The sequence below is a fragment of the Mesorhizobium sp. P2_E7 genome (assembly GCF_056403855.1).
Map to the genome: position 1 here is coordinate 16,236 of NZ_JBFUER010000008.1, position 19,719 is coordinate 35,954.

A 19,719-nucleotide genomic window follows, 5' to 3' on the forward strand; every position below is an offset into this window, starting at 1 on the left:
GTTTGGCATTTACGCCGCCAGCACCGCCGCATCCAGCCCACGAATGATCTTCGCCAGTTCCACGCACTCGTCATGCCGCACCTTGTTGCGGCGCCAGGCCAGGCAGATCGTGCGTTGCGGCATCGGCTCCTGGAACGGCACGATCTTCAGGTCCGGCATGGCGCTGGCCGGCCTTGTCGCCATTTCCGGGACCAGCGTGACACCGAGTCCATGCGCCACCATCTGCAACAGCGTCGTCAGACTGGTGGCGCCGTAGCTTGCCATCGCCACCGGGCGCACGCTGCCGCACAGGGCCAGCGCCTGTTCGCGCAGGCAATGGCCTTCCTCCAAAAGCATCAGCCGCTCCAGCGCCGGGCTTTCCGGCGGCACCGGCGGCGAGGCGAAGGCTGGGTCGCCCGCCGGCACGGCGAGGAAGAAGCGGTCGGCGAACAGTTCCTCGGTGACCAGGCCTGGCTGGTCGAGCGGCAGGGCGGCGATGAAGGCGTCGAGCCGGCCCGTCGCCGTGTCCTCGACCAGCGATGCGGTCACTGCTTCGCGCAGTTCGAGCTGCAGGGACGGAAAATGCCGCTTCAGCTCCGGCAGAACATGCGGCAGCAGATAGGGCGCCACGGTCGGAATGATGCCCAGCCGGAAGCGCCCCTCCATCGCCGGGCGGCCGCGCCGCGCCGTCGTCTCGACCTCGCTGATATCGCGCAGGATGCGCTCGATGCGTGGCAACAGGGCGAGCGCCTCCTCGGTCATCCGCACGGTCTTGCCGCCGCGTTCGAACAGCCGGCAGCTCAGCCTTTGTTCCATCTCGGCGATCTGCGCGGACAGTGCCGGCTGGCTGACGCCGGCCAGTTTTGCGGCGCGGCCGAAATGCAGCGTTTGCGCCAAAGCCTCGAAATATTGCATCTGCCGGACGGTGAGACCAATCATAAGGAAAACCTATCGCAACAAACAGGAAAGGCAATTTGTTTTTATCGAAGAGACGGCCTAGTCTGGAATTGTTCCAGAGTGGCGCGGCTCCCGGCCGGCCCGGAAAACCAACACAGAAAATCAGCAATTCGGAGGCTAAGATGGACGCGAACACCGACGACAACAGCGCCGGCAAATGCCCGGTCGCGCATGGAACCTCCGGCAGGACCAACCGTGACTGGTGGCCGAACCAGCTCGACATCGGCGTTCTCCACCAGCAGTCGAACCTTTCGGACCCGATGGGCGAGGCGTTCGATTACGCCGAGGAGTTCAAGACCCTCGACCTCGATGCGGTGATCAAGGACCTGCACAAGGTGATGACGGATTCGCAGGATTGGTGGCCGGCCGATTTCGGCCATTACGGGCCGCTGTTCATTCGCATGGCCTGGCACAGCGCCGGCACCTATCGCATCGGCGACGGCCGCGGTGGCGCCGGCGCCGGCCAGCAGCGTTTCGCGCCGCTGAACAGCTGGCCGGACAACGCCAATCTCGACAAGGCGCGCCGGCTGCTGTGGCCGATCAAGCAGAAATACGGTCGCAAGATTTCCTGGGCCGATTTGCTGATCCTCACCGGCAACGTCGCGCTGGAATCGATGGGCTTCAAGACTTTTGGTTTTGCTGGCGGCCGCGCCGACGTTTGGGAGCCCGAGCAGGACGTCAACTGGGGTTCCGAAACCAAGTGGCTGGACGACAAGCGCTACTCCGGCGACCGTGAACTGCACGGCCATCTCGGCGCGGTGCAGATGGGCCTGATCTACGTCAACCCGGAAGGGCCGAACGGCAAGCCCGATCCGCTGGCCTCGGCGCGCGATATCCGCGAGACCTTCGGGCGCATGGCGATGAACGACGAAGAGACGGTGGCGCTTATCGCCGGCGGCCACACCTTCGGCAAGACCCACGGCGCCGGTGATGCAGCCCTTGTCGGCGCCGAGCCGGAAGGCGCCGGCATCGAGGCGCAAGGCCTCGGCTGGTCGAGCAAGCATGCGTCAGGCATTGCCGGCGATGCGATCACGTCGGGCCTCGAAGTCACCTGGACGACGACGCCGACCAAGTGGAGCAACAACTTCTTCGACAATCTGTTCAACTTTGAATGGGAGCTGACCAAGAGCCCTGCCGGCGCCCATCAGTGGACGCCGAAGGGCGGCTCCGGCGCTGTCACGGTGCCGGACGCCCACAATCCCTCGAAGCGTCATGCACCGGCTATGCTCACCACCGACCTCGCGCTGCGTGCCGACCCGGCCTATGAGAAGATCTCGCGCCGGTTCCATGAGCATCCCGAGCAGTTCGCCGACGCCTTCGCCCGCGCCTGGTACAAGCTCACCCACCGCGACATGGGTCCGGTCGTTCGCTACCTCGGCCCGTTGGTGCCGAAGGAAGAGCTGATCTGGCAGGATCCGGTACCGGCCGTCGACCATGAACTCGTCAGCGACCAGGATATCGCTTCCCTGAAGGCCAGGATCCTGGCTTCGGGCCTCACCGTTTCGCAGCTGGTCTCGACCGCCTGGGCCTCGGCCTCGACCTTCCGCAACTCCGACAAGCGCGGCGGCGCCAATGGCGCGCGCATTCGTTTGGCGCCGCAGAAGGACTGGGAAGTCAACCAGCCGGCTGAACTCGCCAAGGTGCTGGCGAAGCTCGAGGCTATCCAGCAGGAGTTCAGCGTAGGCGGCAAGAAGGTCTCGCTGGCCGACCTCATCGTGCTTGGCGGTGTCGCCGCGGTCGAGAAGGCGGCGACGGATGGCGGCAACGCGGTGAAGGTTCCGTTCACGCCCGGTCGCACCGACGCCTCGCAGGCGCAGACCGACGTTCATTCCTTCGCCGCGCTCGAGCCGAAAGTCGATGGCTTTCGCAACTATGTCGGCGGCAAGCTGCCGATGTCGGTCGAAGCGTTGCTGGTCGACCGCGCGCAATTGCTCAACCTGACGGCGCCGGAGATGACGGTGCTGGTCGCCGGCCTGCGCGTGCTCGGCGCCAATGCCGGCGGCTCGAAGCATGGCGTGTTGACCGACAGGCCGGGCACGCTGACGAACGACTTCTTCGTCAACCTGCTGTCGATGGCGACCGTCTGGGACCCGGCCTCCGAGCCGGGCTCGCACGAGGTCTACGAGGCGCGCGACCGCAAGACCAAGGCGGTCAAGTGGACCGCTACCCGCGCCGACCTGATCTTCGGTTCGCACGCGCAGTTGCGCGCGCTGGCCGAAGTCTACGGGTCGGCGGACGCCGGGTCGAAATTCGTCGGCGATTTCGTCAAGGCGTGGACAAAGGTGATGAACGCCGACCGCTTCGACATCACTCGCTGATCGCATTACCTCCCAAGCAAAAAAGGCGCGGGCCGAGGCTCGCGCCTTTTTTGTTTTTGCAGGCTTCGAAAATCAGTCCTTTTCGAAGATGCGGGCCTTGGCGACGACGCCGGCAATCGCGCCGCCGATCAGCGGGGCGACGATGAACAGCCAGAGCTGGCTGAGCGCCGCGCCACCGGTAAACAGCGCCGGGCCGATCGAACGGGCCGGATTGACCGAGGTGCCGGTCACCGGGATCATGGCGAAGTGCAGCCCCGCGAGCGTCAGGCCGATGACCAGGCCGGCGAATGCCGTCGAGTGCTTTTCCGCGGTGACGCCGAGGATGACGGTGACGAAGGTGAAGGTGCCGATCAGCTCCCACAGGAAGGCCGAACTCATCCCCCATTTCGCCACGTCCCAGCCATTGGCGCCGAAGCCGGTTGTGTGTCCGCCGGTCTGGCCGGAGACGATGATCCACAGCGCCAGCGAGGCCAGGATGGCGCCGATGATCTGCGCGATCCAGTAAGGGATGACATCCTTGGCCGGCAGCCGGCCGGCAAGGAAGACGCCGAGCGTGACGGCCGGATTGAGATGCGCGCCGGAAATCGGGCCGACCGCATAGGCCGCCGCAATCAGGCCGATGCCGAACGCCAGGCCGATGGCCTCCTGGCCGAGCGGCAGGTCGGCGAGAAAGCCGCCCGTCGCCACCGACGCCGTGCCGATGAACACCAACAGAAATGTCCCTAGAACTTCCGCAAGATACGTTTTCATTGCCCTCTCCTCGTATCGATCCGCGGGTTCGCGTTTTCTGCGCCGCGAATCATGGGGCAGAGAGTATTCCCAACGCAAAAGCTTGGAAAGCAGAGCAGTTGCGCCACAGGCCATGCTTGCGGCAGCCAGTTAACAACATTAGAGACCCTGCATCTATTGGGGAATTTGTTGTCGCCCGCAGTCAGACATTTGCCGAAATTCGCCAACTGCGGTCGGAATGGCTTTGTCGTCGCCAAACGCAAGCGGGGTTCAATCTCGACGTGAAAGGCTCTAAGAGCAGGCCGGAAGATCCTGTGCTCGATAGATGGAATGACGAATGCGACTGGGCGGACGGCTGGCGGCAGCCATCGAAGTGCTGGAAGACATTGGCCGGCGCCATCGGCCGGTGGCCGATGCGCTGAAGGATTGGGGCCTGTCGCATCGCTTCGCCGGTGGCGGCGACCGCGCGGCGATCGGCAACATCGTCTACGACGCGTTGCGCCACAAGCGTTCAGCCGGCTGGCTGCTGGGTGAAGACACGCCGCGCGCCATCGGCTTCGGTGCGCTGCTCGTCGAATGGGGCCAGACGGCGCAATCGCTCAACCAGGCGCTCGACGGCGACAAGTTCGCGCCGCCGCTGCTCAGCGCCGCCGAGTTGCAGGCGCTGGCCGAGCGCCGGCCTGATGACGCGCCGGAGGCCGTGCGGGCGGACGTACCCGACTGGTGCGCGCCGCTGTTCGAACGAGCCTTCGGCGCAGAGTGGGTCGCAGAAGGCGCAGCGCTTGCTACCCGCCCGCCGCTCGACATCAGGGTCAACACGCTTCAGGCCGACCGCGCCAAAGTGCTGGCAGAGCTCGCCGACACCGGCGCCAAACCGGCTGCAATTGCGCTGCAAGGCATTCGCATTCCGCCGATCGACGGCGATGGCCGGCACCCGAACGTGCAGGCCGAGCCCGCCTTCCAGAAGGGCTGGTTCGAGGTCCAGGACGAGGGCTCGCAGATCGTCGCCGCACTCGCCGGGGCGCAAGCCGGCATGCAGGTGCTCGACTTCTGCGCCGGCGCCGGCGGCAAGACGCTGGCCCTGTCGGCGGCGATGGCCAACAAAGGCCAGGTTTTCGCCCACGACGCCGAAAAGGCGCGGCTGGCGCCGATCTTCGACCGCATCCGCCGGTCGGAAAACCGCAATGTGCAGGTGGTCACCAAGCCGGCCGAACTCAGCCCGCTCGCGGGCCATATGGACATTGTGCTGGTCGATGCGCCGTGCACCGGCAGCGGCACCTGGCGGCGCCGTCCCGACGCCAAATGGCGGCTGACACAGAGACAACTCGACGCCCGCAAGGGCGAGCAGTCGGCGATCCTCGATGCCGCCAAGGCCTATGTCAAACCAGGCGGGCTGCTGGTCTACATCACCTGTTCGGTGTTCGACGAGGAGAATGGCGAGCAGATCGCCGCCTTCCGCGAGCGGCACGAAGGCTTTGTTCCGGTCGACCATCGCACACTCTGGGACGTCCATTTTCCCGGCCACGCGGCGGCCGCGCGGATCGGCAAGACAAGCGACATCTCGCTGTCGCCGGCGCTCAGCGGCACCGACGGGTTCTACTTCTGCGCGCTTCGCCGGGCGAATTGACGCTGCCGTTGACTGGCGGCGCCAGCGCCCCAGTTGCAGATGCTCAGTCTCGCTCAAGCCGCCGGGGACAATCGTGCAAAGATATGCGTCGCTTCTGCTCTTTCTTGTTCTGGTGCTCGGCGGCGGCCTGCTGATCGGCTACGCGACGCTCCCAGGCGCCTGGTATGCATCTCTCATCAAGCCGCCCTTCAACCCGCCCAATTGGGTCTTCGCACCGGCCTGGACGCTCCTCTATGTCCTGATCGCCGTGGCCGGCTGGCGGACATGGCTACACGAGCCGGCCGGCGCGGCGATGAAGATCTGGGGCGTCCAGCTTGTGTTGAACTTCGGCTGGTCGCCGACCTTTTTTGGCGCCAAACTGATGGGGCCGGCGCTTATGGTGATCCTGGCTCTTCTCGCCAGCATTGTGCTGTTCATCGCCACGGTGTGGAACCGCGATCGGATTTCCGGCTGGCTGTTTGCCCCTTACGCGGCATGGGTCGCCTTCGCCACCTTGCTCAATGCGTCGCTTCTGCTGCTGAACTGAGGCGCTTTTGTTGCAGTGCAGCAAAAGCATTTGCCTGATCTTGCGGCGTCTGCGATAAGCTTTTCGCAGAAAAATCAGGGCGATGGCCATGGCAGCAAAGATCGTACCGGCTCCCGACTATGAGGATCGCGTCAGGGCGTCGTTCGCGCGCCAGCAGGCCATGGCGACGATCGGCGCCGAACTGACGCTGGTGACGCCCGGCATCATCGAGATCGAGATGCCCTATTCGGCAGCACTCACCCAGCAGCATGGCTTCCTGCATGCCGGCGTCATTTCGACGGCGCTCGACTCGGCCTGCGGCTATGCCGCGTTTTCGCTGCTACCGGAAAGCTCCAGCGTGCTGACCATCGAGTTCAAGGTCAATCTGCTGGCGCCGGGCAGGGGCGAGCGCTTCCTGTTCCGCGGCTCGGTGACCAAACCCGGCCGCACCATCATCGTCGCCGACGGCCAGGCCTATGCCTTCGCCGCCGACGGTGAGGCGAAGCTGATTGCCACCATGACCGGCACGATGATGACGGTGGTTGGCCGCGACGGGATAGCAGGCTGATGGCCCGCGTTGTGCGCATTGGCGGCAAGAATGTCCTCTTCGTCATGGCGGCGCACGCAGAATACGGCCCGCATTTGCAGCGTCTGTTCACGCCGCTGATGACTGGCGTCGGGCCTGTCGAGGCCGGCGTCAGGCTGGGCGCCGAATTGTCCCGGCTGAAGTCAGAGAAGGCGCTACCGGACCTCATCGTGTCCCTTGGTTCGGCCGGCAGCCGCACGCTGGAGCAGACCGAAATCTACCAGGCGGTCTCGGTCAGCTATCGCGACATCGACGCCTCGCCGCTCGGCTTCGAGAAGGGCGCGACGCCGTTTCTCGACCTGCCGGTCACCGTGCCGCTGCCGTTAAAGATTCCGGGTATCAGGCAAGCGTCGCTGTCGACCGGCGGCGCCATCATCACCGGCGCCGCCTACGACGCAATCGCCGCCGACATGGTCGACATGGAGACCTTCGCCTGCCTGCGCGCCTGCCAGCTGTTCGATATCCCGTTGATTGGCCTGCGCGGCATTTCCGACGGCGCCGCTGACCTGCGGCATGTCGGCGACTGGACCGAATATCTCCATGTCATCGACGAGAAGCTGGCGGAGGCGGTCGGGTTGCTCGAACACGCGATAAGCGACGGTTTGGTGGGCGCCTGACTGTACCGGTCAAGCCGCCAAGCCCGCGGGGTCGCCGAAATCGATGCGCGAGATGCGCCCGCGCACCGTGCCGGTTGCATCGACATAGTCGATTGCGCCGGTCGTGTGCTCGAGTTTCCAGGAACCTGAGGGGCCATCCGCCCATTCGACCTTGTAGCCGTCGTCCAGCAAGTCCCATCGTCCATGGAAGCGGCTGCCGTCCGGCAGCAGCATGTGCGCCTTTTCAGTGGTTTCGTAGTGGATGAAGGCGCTCTTGCCGCCCATGTCGATGACATGCGTGGTGCCGATCATGATAATGGCCAGCGTGTCCTTGTTCAGAATTGTCATGGTCCGAGGTCCCAGATTTGAGTTCGAAATCGCTCGACGCGATGGAGGTCGTCAAGTATCTTGACTATATGGAGTGTCGATAAGATGGTCAAGGAGCTTGACGAAAAAAGCAAAGCACTGCCCGCACACGTCGGCTGGCGGCTGTGGCAGGCAAGCCGGGCCTGGCAGGCCGAATTCGCCGCCGCGATGCGCGCCGCCGGCCATGGCTGGTTCACGGAAGCACGCGCCGGGCTGCTGGGGCACATCTCTCGCGACGGGATTCGCCAGGCTGCTCTGATTGATCGCTCGGCGATTTCCAAGCAGGCGGTCCAGCAATTGCTCGACGGGCTGGAGGCGGAAGGCGTGGTACAGCGCCTGCCCGATCCGCGCGACGGGCGCGGCAAGCTTGTTGGCTATACAAGGAAGGGCCTTGACGCCTTGCGCGACGGTGACCGCATCAAGCTTGAGATCGAGCGGCGCTATGTCGAGCGCATAGGCAAGCAGCGCTTCGCGGCACTGATGGATGCGTTGCGAGCCCTCGATGCAGACTCCTCGAATGCCGGTGACAAAGACGCCGAAGTTCAGTGACAGTGCGGCCTTGCACCCCATTGCGTCGACTCGTTTCTTTCTCTAAAGGCTCGCCATGACGACAGCCAATCATCCCGATACAGTCCTGATTGTCGATTTCGGCAGCCAGTTTACGCAGCTCATCGCCCGCCGCATCCGCGAGGCCGGCGTGTTTTCCGAGATCGTGCCGTTCCAATCGGCCGAAGCTGCCTTCAAGCGCATCAATCCCAAAGCCGTCATCCTGTCGGGCGGTCCCGCCTCGACCACGGATATCGGCAGCCCACGCGCGCCGCAGATCGTTTTCGATGCCGGCGTGCCGGTGCTCGGCATCTGCTACGGCCAGATGGCCATGTGCGTGCAGATGGGCGGCGTCGCCGAAAGCTCCGACCATCGCGAATTCGGCCGCGCCTTCGTCGAGATCGAAAAGGACAGTCCGTTGTTCGAAGGCCTGTGGGCGCCAGGCCAGCGCCATCAGGTGTGGATGAGCCATGGCGACCGCGTCATCTCGCTGCCCAAGGGTTTCGAGGTCTTCGGCAAGTCGGAAGGCTCGCCCTTCGCCATCTTCGGCAATATCGCGCGCAAGATGTACGGCATCATGTTCCACCCCGAAGTGGTGCATACGCCTGATGGCGCCAGGTTGCTCCGGAACTTCGTCCACAACATTGCCGGCATTGAAGGCGACTGGACGATGCGCGCCTACCGCGAGCACGCGGTCGAGGCGATCCGCAAGCAGGTCGGCAAGGGCAAGGTGATCTGCGCACTGTCGGGTGGCGTGGATTCCTCGGTCGCAGCACTTTTGATCCACGAGGCGGTCGGCGACCAGTTGACCTGCATCCTCGTCGACCATGGCCTGATGAGGAAGGACGAGGCGGCGGGCGTGGTGGCGATGTTCCGCCAGCACTACAATCTGCCGCTGATTCTGGTCGACGCGTCGGAAAAATTCATCTCGGCGCTGGAAGGCGAGTCGGACCCCGAAAAGAAGCGCAAGACCATCGGCCGGCTGTTCATCGAAGTGTTCGAGGAAGAGGCGAAAAAGCTCGGCGGCGCCGATTTCCTGGCGCAAGGCACGCTCTATCCCGACGTCATCGAAAGCGTCTCCTTCACCGGCGGACCGTCGGTGACCATCAAGTCGCACCACAATGTCGGCGGCCTGCCGGCGCGCATGAACATGCAGCTGGTCGAGCCGCTGCGCGAACTGTTCAAGGATGAGGTGAGGGCGCTCGGCAAAGAGCTCGGCCTGCCCGAAAGTTTCATTGGCCGCCATCCTTTCCCAGGCCCTGGCCTGGCGATCCGCTGCCCAGGCGGCATCACGCGCGAAAAGCTGGAGATCCTGCGCGAGGCCGACGCCATCTATCTCGACGAGATCCGCAAGGCCGGCCTCTACGACGCCATCTGGCAGGCCTTCGCCGTGCTTCTGCCGGTGCAGACCGTTGGTGTGATGGGCGACGGCCGCACCTACGAATTCGTTTGCGCGCTGCGCGCCGTGACATCGGTCGACGGCATGACGGCGGATTTCTACCACTACGACATGGCCTTCCTCGGCGCCGCCGCCACCCGTATCATCAACGAGGTCCGCGGCATCAACCGGGTGGTCTACGACGTGACGTCCAAGCCGCCGGGCACGATCGAGTGGGAATGATTCTGGCCCACTCAAACGCCGCCGAAAATACGCCAATCTGCGACGTAACGTACTGAAAACAAATATAAATCCTTCCAGCGACAATCAGCGACAATCGGTGCGCTAGGATTGGCTTTGACGGACCGCTGACGGACCTTCCGCATATTGCCCACCCGATTTTTTCTGAGTACTGTCAGAGTCAATAAGGTGCTGCATCCGTCGCGGCGGGCACAGGCTTAGCCGGCGCGATGAGCCCTAGTTCTGCGGCCGCCAAAATCATCGCCGTGGCGCCAATCAGATGGCGGCGACGAAAGGCAATGGTTGCAAGAATCTTGTCCGGGTTCATGACGAATGCCTCGCACATTTCAGTTGCGGGCGATCGTCGCTTCGGCGCGCCGGTCACCAGCTATTGCACGAAGGTATCGGTCATACTTTTGGATCGGTTCGACGCCTGATTGCGAAACGCAATGTGCGCGTGTCGGCGCTGGAGCCGGCCCACACCCCGCGCGCAGATGTCTGGCTTTTACAATTCGGTTTCGCGACGTTACGTCAGCGCAGCGGGTGTCGAGGCGCCCGCTGCGCTTTCAGTTCTGCAATGCCAGGTCGCGCTATGATCGCGACGATCTGCCTGACGCCTCGGCAGGTTCCTGTTGGCCGGGAGGAAGCGCCCTACCTGCCCGCGCTGCCATATGTCATTTGGCGGCTTCGACCGCTTCCAGAATGACCGCGGCTACTTCTTTTGGGTGTGACAGCATCGGAACATGGCTTGACGCAATGGTTTTGACATGGGCGTTCATGGTCTTCGCGCTGTCTGCAAGCAGCTTGGGATCGATCATCTGGTCATTCTTGGTGACCACTGCCCAGCTCGGTTTCGACTTCCAAGCCGCCGTCGTCACCTTCTCGTCGAAGTTCGCACCGCGCACTGGGCCTTGTGTGACCGCGATCAGATTGGACTCCGCCTTCGGAACATCCGGGGCGAAGTATTTGGCGATATCGTCGTGCGACAGCGTCAGAAAGCCCGCGGCATCAACCTGCGGGTGCGCCAATCCGGGCGGGGTCGGGTAGTTTTTGTTGAGATCGGACGTCGACTGCCCATCGCCAGGAGAGAAAGCGGCGACATAGACCAACGCCTTGACGTGGTCGTCATTGCCGGCCTGGGTAATAACGGTCCCTGCCCAGGAATGGCCGACCAGAACGACAGGGCCTTTTTGCTGGGCGATGGCGCGCTGCGTGGCGGCCACGTCGTCGGCAAGCGAGGTCAGCGGATTTTGAACCGCGACAACGTTCAGGCCCTTTGCCTGAAGCAGTGGAATGACCTTGTCCCAGGACGAGCCGTCGGCGAATGCGCCATGGACAAGAACGACTGTCGTCGGGGCAGTCTGCGCCAGCGCCGGTGTCGAACCGCCGGCGGCAGCGAGGAGCGTGGCTGCTGCAAACATCGCGATGCCTGCTCGCCGAATGCCACGCTTTGAGATGGCAATCCTTATCATGACTTCTCTCCTTATCATTTGCTTATGATGCCCAGACAGATGCCCGTTCAAAGAACGAAGTGCCATTGCACGTTGGTATAGGCTATACTTTTGGATTGGGCCTGACAGGCGCGCCTTGGACGTGCCAATGAGCCTTGCCCCCATCGCGCGCGCAGCAGATTGCAATCATTTGTCGAGCGCGGTCTACGCTAGATAGCCGGGCATGCAGTCCCACTGCCGCCGTTAGCGCGACTTCTGATGTTTGCGCGGGGTCACCCAAGCTCGCGAAGGGTCTGCCCTAGACCTTTGCATGGCATGACCGACCCTTCCGTTCGATGGTCGTGCAGGCCGCGGCGGCGCAATCTCCTCAGCAGACGCCGGGTGGCCGTCCATGGAGGCATGTGCCGATCCACGGGGACAACGGCGGAGGTGGCCGATACGGCCGTGGGTAAGGCGATCAGAAGGAGACGAACATGAACACAAACATAAGCATGGACAACATTTCACACGCCGGCCGACCGGGTCCTGACGAGCTGGTTCCGTCGCGCTACGCACTCAAGGTCGGCGAGATCGACGTGTTGATTGTCAGCGATGGAATACTACCAATTCCATCCCAGACTATGGCATACAATGTCGACCCGGCCGTCCGGTCAGCCTGGCTGGAGGACGAGTTCCTGTCACCGGAGATGCTCGAGTGGCCGCTGAACGTGGCCGTGGTGCGCAGCGGCGCCCAGACCATTCTGGTCGACGCTGGACTAGGAGCGGACCCGGACTTGCACTTGCCCCGAGCCGGGCAGTTGCTTCATCGACTGGAGGCCGCCGGCATCGATCTTGCATCGGTGACTGACGTGGTGCTGACCCACATGCACATGGACCACATTGGCGGGCTGCTCATCGACGGAGTGAAGGAGCGGCTGCGTCCAGACCTGCGGATCCACGTGGCAGCCGCCGAGGTCAAATTCTGGGAGTCCCCCGATTTCTCTCGCGTCTCCATGCCACAGGGGTTCCCGGACGCGCTTCGGCGTGCTGCCAAGCGATTCGTGCAGGATTACCGCGGCCAGCTACGCACGTTCGAGGACGAGCACGAGGTGGCGCCAGGCGTAGTCGTCCGTCGCACCGGCGGCCACACCCCCGGGCACAGCGTGGTCCGCCTGGCGTCCGGCGGCGACCGGCTGACGTTCGCCGGGGACCTCGTATTCCAGGTCGGGTTCGACCATCCCGACTGGCACAATGGCTTCGAACACGACCCGGAGGAGGCGGCCCGCGTCCGCGTCAGTCTTATGCGGGAGCTCGCTGCGAACCGCGAGCCGCTGGTGGCCACTCACCTGCCGTTCCCGTCTCTCTGCCATGTGGCGGTGGACGGCGAGGCCTTTCGTTGCGTGCCGGCGGTCTGGGACTACTGAACGCTCGCTGGACCAGAACGAACCAGCCTGGATGACGTCGCTGTCGAGAAACATAGCGCCATGATCGTCTGTTCGTGCAATGTGTTGACTGATCAGGATGTCCGCTCCGCCATCAAGGCGGGGCGGACGCACTCGACCGGCCAGGTCTACGGCCGTCTCGGCTGCAGCCCCAAATGCGGCCGCTGCGCGCTCACCATCCGCCGCGTCATGGACGAGGTGCTCGGGCACCACCCGTCTGCATCGTGCAGAGGCTGCGCGCGGTGCTCGCAATCCTGATTCGGCTGCGGCCGGCCAGACCTTCCGGGAGCACTGAGCACTTTTTGATCAGGATTTGCGAGGTTAGAGTCAGGAACCTGGCGCGCCCGGCACGACGTCTCGGAAACCCACTGCGATGTTTGTGCTGATTGCCAGGCCGCTCGTTTTGGGGATCGCCCTCCTGTTGGCTGGTCAGGCACAGGCGCAGGCGCCGGTCACAGCGTGGCTTTCCGTGGGTTATGCAGACCCATACCGAAGTATAGGTGGGGCATCGAAACCTCTCTGCTCGATCGCACCTTGGCGTAGTAGCGCTGCCGATCCTAATTCCGCTATCTAAGTTCCGACGGCGACCTGGGTGGGGCATGTACGGGACTATCTATCGCTCGATCGGCTCCCAACGGCAGGCATCAAGCGCAGGTCATTGGTTGACGTGGTGGCCGACGTGCGGCCAGCAGATCTCCCTGAGGCGAGGATCATGGGCGCGCTAGATTCAGCATCTGGAGGATTTTCAGAAAGCGAAGGCAGCCCGATAGCGATTCTCGTCGATGATGACACAGAGGTCCGGGACTCCCTGGAGGAGTTGCTGAATTCGGTCGGCATTGAGTCGATATCGCTCTCTTCGACCCAGGAAGTCCTGGATGCAGAGCTTCCCGATCGCCCGGCTTGCCTGGTTCTCGATGTGCGTATGCCGGGTCTGAGCGGCCTCGATCTTCACCATCTCCTTCTGACAAAGGGCATACAGACGCCTGTTGTGTTCCTGACTGGCCACGGCGACATCGCCATGAGCGTGCAGGCGATGAAAGCGGGAGCGGTTGACTTCCTGACCAAACCTGTGCGCGACCAGACCTTCCTCGACGCAATATCGGTAGCCGTCGCTGCCGATATTGCCCGCAGAGCTGCGGCGACCGTATCGCGCAAGACCATGGCGCTTTACGAGACGCTCACTCCCCGCGAGCGAGAGGTGCTTAGGTTTGTAGTCTCCGGGGCGATGAACAAGCAGATCGCATTCGATCTTGGCATCAGCGAAATCACCGTGAAGCTCCATCGGAGCAACATGATGAAGAAGATGAATGCCAGGTCCCTTACGCATCTCTTGAATGCTTGGCAGTCTCTGCCAGCCGAGATGCGCCGGACGCCACTCGAGGTGCGGCTCTCGCTCTAGGGACGATATGTGCAAAGCGAGGCGCAGTGGTCGGCCGGACTGTGGTTGCCGAAACCGCCGCATAGGCGGTTTCGAGAGGGCCTGAAATGAAACTGACGTCAATGACACAACGCCGCGCCGTGGCTGTGGCGATCGGCGCTGCGACAGTCTTGTTTTCATTGTTTGCCGGTGAGCCTACCGGCCTGCTGGTCGCCATTGCAGTCGCATCCATCTGCGTGGGATGGAAGATGGGATTGGCGGCAATTGCCGCCGGCAGTCTGCTTTCTGCTGTGGTCCTGCCGGCATATGGGGCCGAGAACGACCCCGTCAGGTTGGCGGCGTTTGTTGCCGCCGCGTTTGGCATTTGGCTGGTGGTGAACATATTCAGAAGGATGAGCTTTTTTGACTACCAGGGAGTTGGACCTAGTATCGCCGATATTCCGGGCCTCGGCTGGTCCGCCAATCCGGACGGACGCCTTCGGTTCCCCAATGCTGCGGCCCTCGAATACGTTGGCGTCACCGCCGAAGAAATGCGCGAGATCTTGGATGCCGACGACTTTTCCTGGTGGCTGAGATTTGTCCATCCCGACGATCTCGAGACGAGCATGGCGCAATGGCGCCACAGCCTGGAGACGGGCGAGCCGATGATCGAAGAGCAGCGTTTGCGCCGGTTCGATGGCACCTATCGATGGTTTCGCGATACCGCTGTTGCCTCGCGCGATGAGCAGGGGCGAATTATCGGCTGGCATGGCCATACCGAGGACATCGACGACCGGCGCAAGGCGGAAGCCGCGCTGGGCCAGAGCGAGAGGGAACTCAGGCTCCTGGTCGACACAGTTCCCACCATGATCTGGCTCATGACGCCGGCGGGATTGCCGTACTATTTCAACAAGCAGTTCGTCGACTGGGCGGGTATCGACTCGACCAAGATGGAACCGCGCGGAACGCGGCAATTCGCCTCGCATGTGGAGTTGTTCCACCCCGATGACCGGGCGGCCGTAAAGGCCGTGTTCCAGAAGTCCTTTGCCCGTGGAGAGCCACTCCAGCACAAAGGTAGGCTTTGCCGCAAGGATGGCGAATATCGTTGGATCGATTCGCGCTTCGAACCGCTACGCGACGAAGACGGCACTATCCTTCGCTGGTACGTCGTCAACTTCGACATCGACGATGAGGTCCGCGCTCAGGAATCCCTGCGTCTGGCGGACGAACGGCTCGCGCGCGCCCTGCGCGCAGCCAGCCTGTCCGAACTGTCGGTGTCCGTTGCGCACGAGCTGAACCAGCCACTGCAGGCAGTCGTGTCCAATGCCGGCGCGTTCCAGAGATGGCTGGACGCCGATCCGCCAAACTTCGATCACGCCAACCGGGTCGCCCAAAAAATCATCAAAAACGCAGATGCGGCGGCACAGGTGATCAGCCGCATCCGGGCGCTGTTCAGCAAGACCGAAGCCGAACCGCACGCGCTCGATCTGAACGCCGTGATCCGCGAAGTGTGTGATCTGCTGGGTGACAAGCTCGCGTCGAGCAGCGCCAAGCTGGACCTTCACCTCGATCCCCACCTTCCTGAGGTGGCTGCCGATCGCGTTCAGATGGAGCAGGTCGTCCTCAACCTCGTCCGCAATGGCATCGAAGCGATGCAGGACGTCGCTCCTGACGTGCGAAGCCTGCGGATCATGTCACGGCGACAGAATGACGGAACAGTCGAGGTCGAAGTGCGAGATCGCGGCCGCGGGCTTAGCAATCCGGAACTGATTTTCGAGGCGTTCTACACAACCAAGCCGGATGGAATGGGAATGGGCCTGGCAATCTGCCGCTCGATTGTCGAGGCACACTGCGGACGGCTTTGGGCGGAAAATGTAGAGACAGGTGGGGCATCGATCAGCTTCAGCCTCCCCACCAGCGCTGCCAACTTGGCCAACACACCCAACGCCACGACAGTTGGCGTCGGAGTGGGCGCTTTCAGAGGCTGATCCGGGAATCGGCTATCGACTGCCCGATCTCGATGAGCGTGTTGACCATGATGTACAAGATTCCGAAGACCATAGCGACGCCCAGCACTGCCGGGAGATCGGCGCTGGCAAAAGCTTGGACTGTGTAAAGACCCAAGCCAGGCCATCCGAAGACGCGCTCGACGATAAGCAAATTGCCGAAGAGAAGGCGGACCTGCAGGCCGAGCATGGACAGAGGGGCCGTGGCGGCGTTGCGCAAACCGTGGTGCAATAGCACCTTCGTCTCGCTGAGACCCTTGCCGCGTGCTGTCCTAACATACGCCTGACTCATAACGTCGTGGAGCGCACCGTTTAGGCTTCGCCCAACAGCGACGCCGATGGGCAACGCCAGAGCGAGCGCCGGCAAGATCAAGTGCAGCAGCGCGTCGGCGCTGACGTCAGGCCGGCCGGCCAGTATTCCATCAATGAGGTTGAATCCCGTGGGGCCTGCGAAGTCGCGGTCGGCAAGCCGCCCCGCTCCGGGAAGCCAATCGAGGCGGAACCAGAAAAAGTAGGCGAGAAGTAAGGCCGACAGAAAGATCGGCGTGGAGCCCACCCCGACCATGGCGAGCCTTATGCCGGCTGATCTCGGAATCAGAAACTGAAGTGCCGCCATGACGCCGGCGAGCGCCACTCCCAAACCGATTGACGCCAGTCCGAGTTCAAGCGTGGCGGGAAGATATTGCCGTATGTCGTCAGCCACTGGCCGCCGGGTTCTTACCGATGTGCCCAGATCCGCATGCGCGAGGCGCAATAGAAAGCGCCCGTACTGAACGACAGCCGGGTCGTCCAGTCCAAGCTGCTTGCGCATCGCTTCGACCGTTTGTGGCGGAGCGCTCGGCCCGGCAATGGCGCGCGCTGGATCGGCGGGTATAATGCTTTGGAGACCGAAAACGATGAAGCTCATCACGAGGACGACGACGACAGCGCCGACGATGCTTTTGGTGAGATATGCCAGCATCTAGGTCCCCCTCAGCGCCGCGCGAATGCCGTCGCCCGCAAGGTTGGCGAGGAGGCAGAGGAGAAAGATGATCGCGGCCGGCAGGATCGGCAGCCACCAATAGACGGTGAGACTGTCGAGGGTGCGTGACGTCATAGCTCCGAGTTCAGGCGCCGGTGCCGGCAATCCAAGGCCAAGGAACGACATCAGCGACAATGTCATGATGATGTTGGCGACATCCAATGACGCCCCGATGACCAACGCCGGGACCACTCCCGGCAACAAGTAACGCAACACCAGGCGCGGACCGCGGACCCCTGCCATACGCGCTGCCTCGACATGAGGACGGGCCTTGAGGCGACGAATTTCATCACGGGATATGCGCGCGTACCAGGGCCACCAGAAAATAGCGAGCGCGATCATCGTGTTCACGAGTCCGGGACCAAGCGCCGCCACGACAGCCAGCGCGATAAGCGTTGCGGGAAGGACCAAGAACAAGTCGACGATCCGCTCGATGACCAGATCGACCCTGTCGCCCACCAGGCCCGAAATCAGTCCGACCAGGGAACCCAAAGCGAGACTGAAACCGATAACAGCAAGCCCTGGCAGCCATGTATATCGAACGCCGAGGATCACCCGCGAGAACAGGTCGCGGCCTATCTCGTCGGTGCCGAACCAATGTTCGGCCGAAGGCGGCAGGTAGGCTCCGGCGACGCGCAGTTGTGGATCGAACGGGGTGATCCAGGGCGCCAGCACGGCCACAAGGGTGACGACAGGCACGCCGACAATGCCGACGCTTTCAAGCCAACCGGCACGCCGGAAGAAATCACGCCAGTTGAACCGAGGTCGCGCAGGCAGCGTGTCCCGGCTCGGCTTGCCGGTCATCGTAGGCCTCCCGTCTGCAGGCCCGGCATAGCCGCGATGAGGGAAAGCGTGTAGGCGGACTGTGGTGCGGCGATGATGGCATCTGGATCGGCAATCTCGACCAACTCGCCGTCCTTCAGCACTGCGACACGGTCGGCGACGATCCTGGCGGCCGCCAGGTCGTGGGTCACGAACATCATCGCCATGCCGAGCCGCCGCCGAAGGTCGCTAAGAAGGTTCAATGTGGTGGCCGCCAGCGACACGTCCATAGCGCTGATCGGCTCATCGCAGAGCAGAAGCCTTGGGGGGACGATAACCGCGCGAGCTAGAACTGCACGCTGGCATTGTCCGACCGACATCTCGGCGGGCAGCGCGTCCATCAGGACCGGATCGAGTCCGACCAGCTTCATTGCCTCACCGACGCGACGGCGGCCGTAGTCACTGTCGAGCGAAATGGTCCGCAGGCGCTCGCCGATCTGCTCGCCTATCGTGAGCCAGGGCGTCAGCGCCGCCACGGGGTCTTGGAACACGACTTGCGGAGGAAGCTTGTCGAATCGCGTAACGGTGCCGCTGTCCGGTACTACGAGCCCGGCGGCAATCCTCAGAAGGGTAGACTTGCCCGCGCCACTCTCGCCTACCAGCGCCACGCACTCGCCAAGCTTGATCGAGAGGTTGACCGACCTAAGAGCAGGCCGCGGCTGGCGACGTCCCCAAAACGATCGGGGGCCTGTCGGATATGTTTTTCCGACGTTGGACAACCTCAAGGCGGCGGTTTGCTGGATCGCCTGGGCCGGCCATTGTTCCGCACCAGCGCGCTGCGCTGAGAGAGACGGGGTTTGTTCCTGGTAAAGGCAGGCGACCGCGCCACCGTGGACGGAAGCAGGCGCCAGCGGTGGGCGGATCGCCGTGCAATCTGGCTGGGCGATCGGGCAACGTGTCGCGTAAGCGCAGGCGTTCTCCGTATTTATGGAGGGCGTGCGCTCGGAGGGAAGCGTGGGAAGCGGGCGCCGTCGATCAGAGTCCAGATCGTATCGAGCAGCGAGCAGGCCAGCGGAATAGGGGTGCGCGGCATTGCGGGCCACGTCCTGTATGCGGCCCATTTCAACGATGCGTCCGGCGTAGAGAACGAGGACGCGGTCGGCCAGTGAGGCCGCCACACCCAGATCGTGCGTGACGAACAGAATTGCCGTCTCCTGCTCGCGGGCCAGATCGCGCAACAGGTCGAGGATCTGCGCCTGCATGGTGACATCGAGCGCGGTGGTCGGCTCATCGGCGATGAGCACCTTCGGCCTTGCCATCATTGCCATGGCGATCAGCACGCGTTGACGCTGCCCTCCCGACAGGCGATGCGGAAGGGCATCGGCGATGCGATCCGGGTCAGGCAGCCCGGTTCGGCTGAGCCAGTCTTCGATCAATCCCTCGGACCCCCGATTGGATTCTCGCATCTGGCGGCGGATCGTCATCGTGGGGTTGAGCGCCCCCATCGGATCTTGCGAGATGGCACGGACGAGTTGGCGGCGGGCCAACTGCCAGGTGCGCCTTCCAGCGCCGACAAGCTCGATCCCCGCAAGCCGGATCGAGCCTGCAACCTGCGGCAGGTATTCGCGCGGCAAGAGCCCCTGAAGCATCAGCCCGATGCTTGTCTTGCCAGAGCCGCTTTCCCCGACCAGCGCGATGATCTCGCCCGGAAACATGTCGAAACTGATGCCATCGAGGACGCGGGAAGGGCGGCCTTCGCGGCTGAGGAAGACGGAGAGGTCTTTGACGGCGAGAACGGACTCGGTCACAGGTTCGGACATTCGGTGCGAAAACTTGATCATTTGCGGTCCGAGCCTGACCTGCTTTCCGGAACG

Annotated in this window: 19 protein-coding genes; 11 read left to right on the top strand and 8 right to left on the bottom strand. The window is 63.2% G+C overall.

Annotated elements, in window-relative coordinates:
- Positions 1-9 precede the first annotated feature (9 nt).
- A complete protein-coding gene (locus AC1DYC_RS27705) occupies positions 10-918 on the bottom strand; it encodes a hydrogen peroxide-inducible genes activator (protein WP_477410886.1) in 909 nt (302 codons plus the stop codon).
- Positions 919-1,058: 140 nt separating this feature from the next.
- Here AC1DYC_RS27705 and katG point away from each other — a divergent pair, with 140 nt between their 5' ends.
- Complete coding sequence (gene katG, locus AC1DYC_RS27710) at positions 1,059-3,254, top strand: catalase/peroxidase HPI (RefSeq protein WP_477410887.1); 2,196 nt, start codon at positions 1,059-1,061, stop codon at positions 3,252-3,254.
- Between the two features lie 72 nt (positions 3,255-3,326).
- On the opposite strand, the gene AC1DYC_RS27715 is transcribed toward katG, so the two are convergent.
- Complete coding sequence (locus tag AC1DYC_RS27715) at positions 3,327-4,004, bottom strand: MIP family channel protein (protein WP_112396212.1); 678 nt, start codon at positions 4,002-4,004, stop codon at positions 3,327-3,329.
- A gap of 316 nt (positions 4,005-4,320) precedes the next feature.
- Here AC1DYC_RS27715 and AC1DYC_RS27720 point away from each other — a divergent pair, with 316 nt between their 5' ends.
- The 4 genes from AC1DYC_RS27720 to AC1DYC_RS27735 all read left to right on the top strand — a co-directional run bounded on the left by AC1DYC_RS27720 (position 4,321) and on the right by AC1DYC_RS27735 (position 7,318).
- Positions 4,321-5,610, top strand: coding sequence for an RsmB/NOP family class I SAM-dependent RNA methyltransferase (locus AC1DYC_RS27720; protein WP_477410888.1), 1,290 nt, complete (start codon positions 4,321-4,323; stop codon positions 5,608-5,610).
- A gap of 73 nt (positions 5,611-5,683) precedes the next feature.
- Positions 5,684-6,136 (top strand): TspO/MBR family protein, encoded by a 453-nt coding sequence (locus tag AC1DYC_RS27725; RefSeq protein WP_477410889.1) that lies wholly within the window; start codon positions 5,684-5,686, stop codon positions 6,134-6,136.
- Between the two features lie 88 nt (positions 6,137-6,224).
- Positions 6,225-6,683, top strand: coding sequence for a PaaI family thioesterase (locus tag AC1DYC_RS27730; protein ID WP_477410890.1), 459 nt, complete (start codon positions 6,225-6,227; stop codon positions 6,681-6,683).
- Entirely contained in the window at positions 6,683-7,318 is a 636-nt protein-coding gene (locus AC1DYC_RS27735; RefSeq protein WP_477410891.1) for a 5'-methylthioadenosine/S-adenosylhomocysteine nucleosidase, read from the top strand. Before AC1DYC_RS27730 ends, AC1DYC_RS27735 begins: the two co-directional genes overlap by 1 nt.
- 9 nt (positions 7,319-7,327) lie before the next feature.
- Here the strand turns inward: AC1DYC_RS27735 and AC1DYC_RS27740 are convergent, their stop codons facing one another.
- The gene (locus tag AC1DYC_RS27740; protein WP_477410892.1) at positions 7,328-7,645 is read right to left on the bottom strand and encodes a hypothetical protein; all 318 of its coding nucleotides are present in this window, start codon (positions 7,643-7,645) and stop codon (positions 7,328-7,330) included.
- Between the two features lie 84 nt (positions 7,646-7,729).
- Here AC1DYC_RS27740 and AC1DYC_RS27745 point away from each other — a divergent pair, with 84 nt between their 5' ends.
- Together AC1DYC_RS27745 and guaA are read left to right on the top strand one after the other, a co-directional pair.
- Positions 7,730-8,212, top strand: a complete 483-nt coding sequence (locus tag AC1DYC_RS27745) for a MarR family winged helix-turn-helix transcriptional regulator (protein ID WP_477410893.1) — start codon at positions 7,730-7,732, stop codon at positions 8,210-8,212.
- Positions 8,213-8,267: 55 nt separating this feature from the next.
- A complete protein-coding gene (gene guaA / locus AC1DYC_RS27750; protein ID WP_477410894.1) occupies positions 8,268-9,830 on the top strand; it encodes a glutamine-hydrolyzing GMP synthase in 1,563 nt (520 codons plus the stop codon).
- Between the two features lie 178 nt (positions 9,831-10,008).
- Here guaA and AC1DYC_RS27755 read toward each other — a convergent pair whose 3' ends face one another.
- Complete coding sequence (locus AC1DYC_RS27755) at positions 10,009-10,155, bottom strand: hypothetical protein (protein WP_477410895.1); 147 nt, start codon at positions 10,153-10,155, stop codon at positions 10,009-10,011.
- A gap of 346 nt (positions 10,156-10,501) precedes the next feature.
- On the bottom strand, positions 10,502-11,299 hold the full coding sequence (locus AC1DYC_RS27760; RefSeq protein ID WP_477411035.1) for an alpha/beta fold hydrolase: 798 nt from the start codon (positions 11,297-11,299) through the stop codon (positions 10,502-10,504).
- A gap of 452 nt (positions 11,300-11,751) precedes the next feature.
- On the opposite strand from AC1DYC_RS27760, the gene AC1DYC_RS27765 reads away from it, so the two are divergent.
- The 4 genes from AC1DYC_RS27765 (at position 11,752) to AC1DYC_RS27780 (ending at position 16,044) form a co-directional block, all read left to right on the top strand.
- Positions 11,752-12,681, top strand: coding sequence for an MBL fold metallo-hydrolase (locus AC1DYC_RS27765; RefSeq protein WP_477410896.1), 930 nt, complete (start codon positions 11,752-11,754; stop codon positions 12,679-12,681).
- 60 nt (positions 12,682-12,741) lie between these two features.
- A complete protein-coding gene (locus tag AC1DYC_RS27770) occupies positions 12,742-12,957 on the top strand; it encodes a (2Fe-2S)-binding protein (RefSeq protein ID WP_477410897.1) in 216 nt (71 codons plus the stop codon).
- A gap of 454 nt (positions 12,958-13,411) precedes the next feature.
- Entirely contained in the window at positions 13,412-14,098 is a 687-nt protein-coding gene (locus AC1DYC_RS27775) for a response regulator transcription factor (RefSeq protein WP_477410898.1), read from the top strand.
- An 86-nt stretch (positions 14,099-14,184) separates the two neighbouring features.
- Entirely contained in the window at positions 14,185-16,044 is a 1,860-nt protein-coding gene (locus AC1DYC_RS27780; protein WP_477410899.1) for a PAS domain-containing sensor histidine kinase, read from the top strand.
- Here the strand turns inward: AC1DYC_RS27780 and AC1DYC_RS27785 are convergent.
- From AC1DYC_RS27785 to AC1DYC_RS27795, 3 genes are read right to left on the bottom strand one after another with little or no spacing between them, the layout of a single operon-like run.
- Positions 16,034-17,023 (bottom strand): ABC transporter permease, encoded by a 990-nt coding sequence (locus AC1DYC_RS27785; RefSeq protein WP_477410900.1) that lies wholly within the window; start codon positions 17,021-17,023, stop codon positions 16,034-16,036. The two genes, AC1DYC_RS27780 and AC1DYC_RS27785, sit on opposite strands and share 11 nt — an antisense overlap.
- Positions 17,024-17,887 carry an ABC transporter permease gene (locus tag AC1DYC_RS27790; protein ID WP_477410901.1) on the bottom strand — a complete coding sequence of 288 codons (864 nt, stop codon included), beginning with the start codon at positions 17,885-17,887 and terminating at the stop codon, positions 17,024-17,026.
- Positions 17,884-19,686, bottom strand: a complete 1,803-nt coding sequence (locus tag AC1DYC_RS27795) for an oligopeptide/dipeptide ABC transporter ATP-binding protein (protein WP_477410902.1) — start codon at positions 19,684-19,686, stop codon at positions 17,884-17,886. The genes AC1DYC_RS27790 and AC1DYC_RS27795 overlap by 4 nt, the downstream gene beginning before the upstream one ends.
- Positions 19,687-19,719 lie beyond the last annotated feature (33 nt).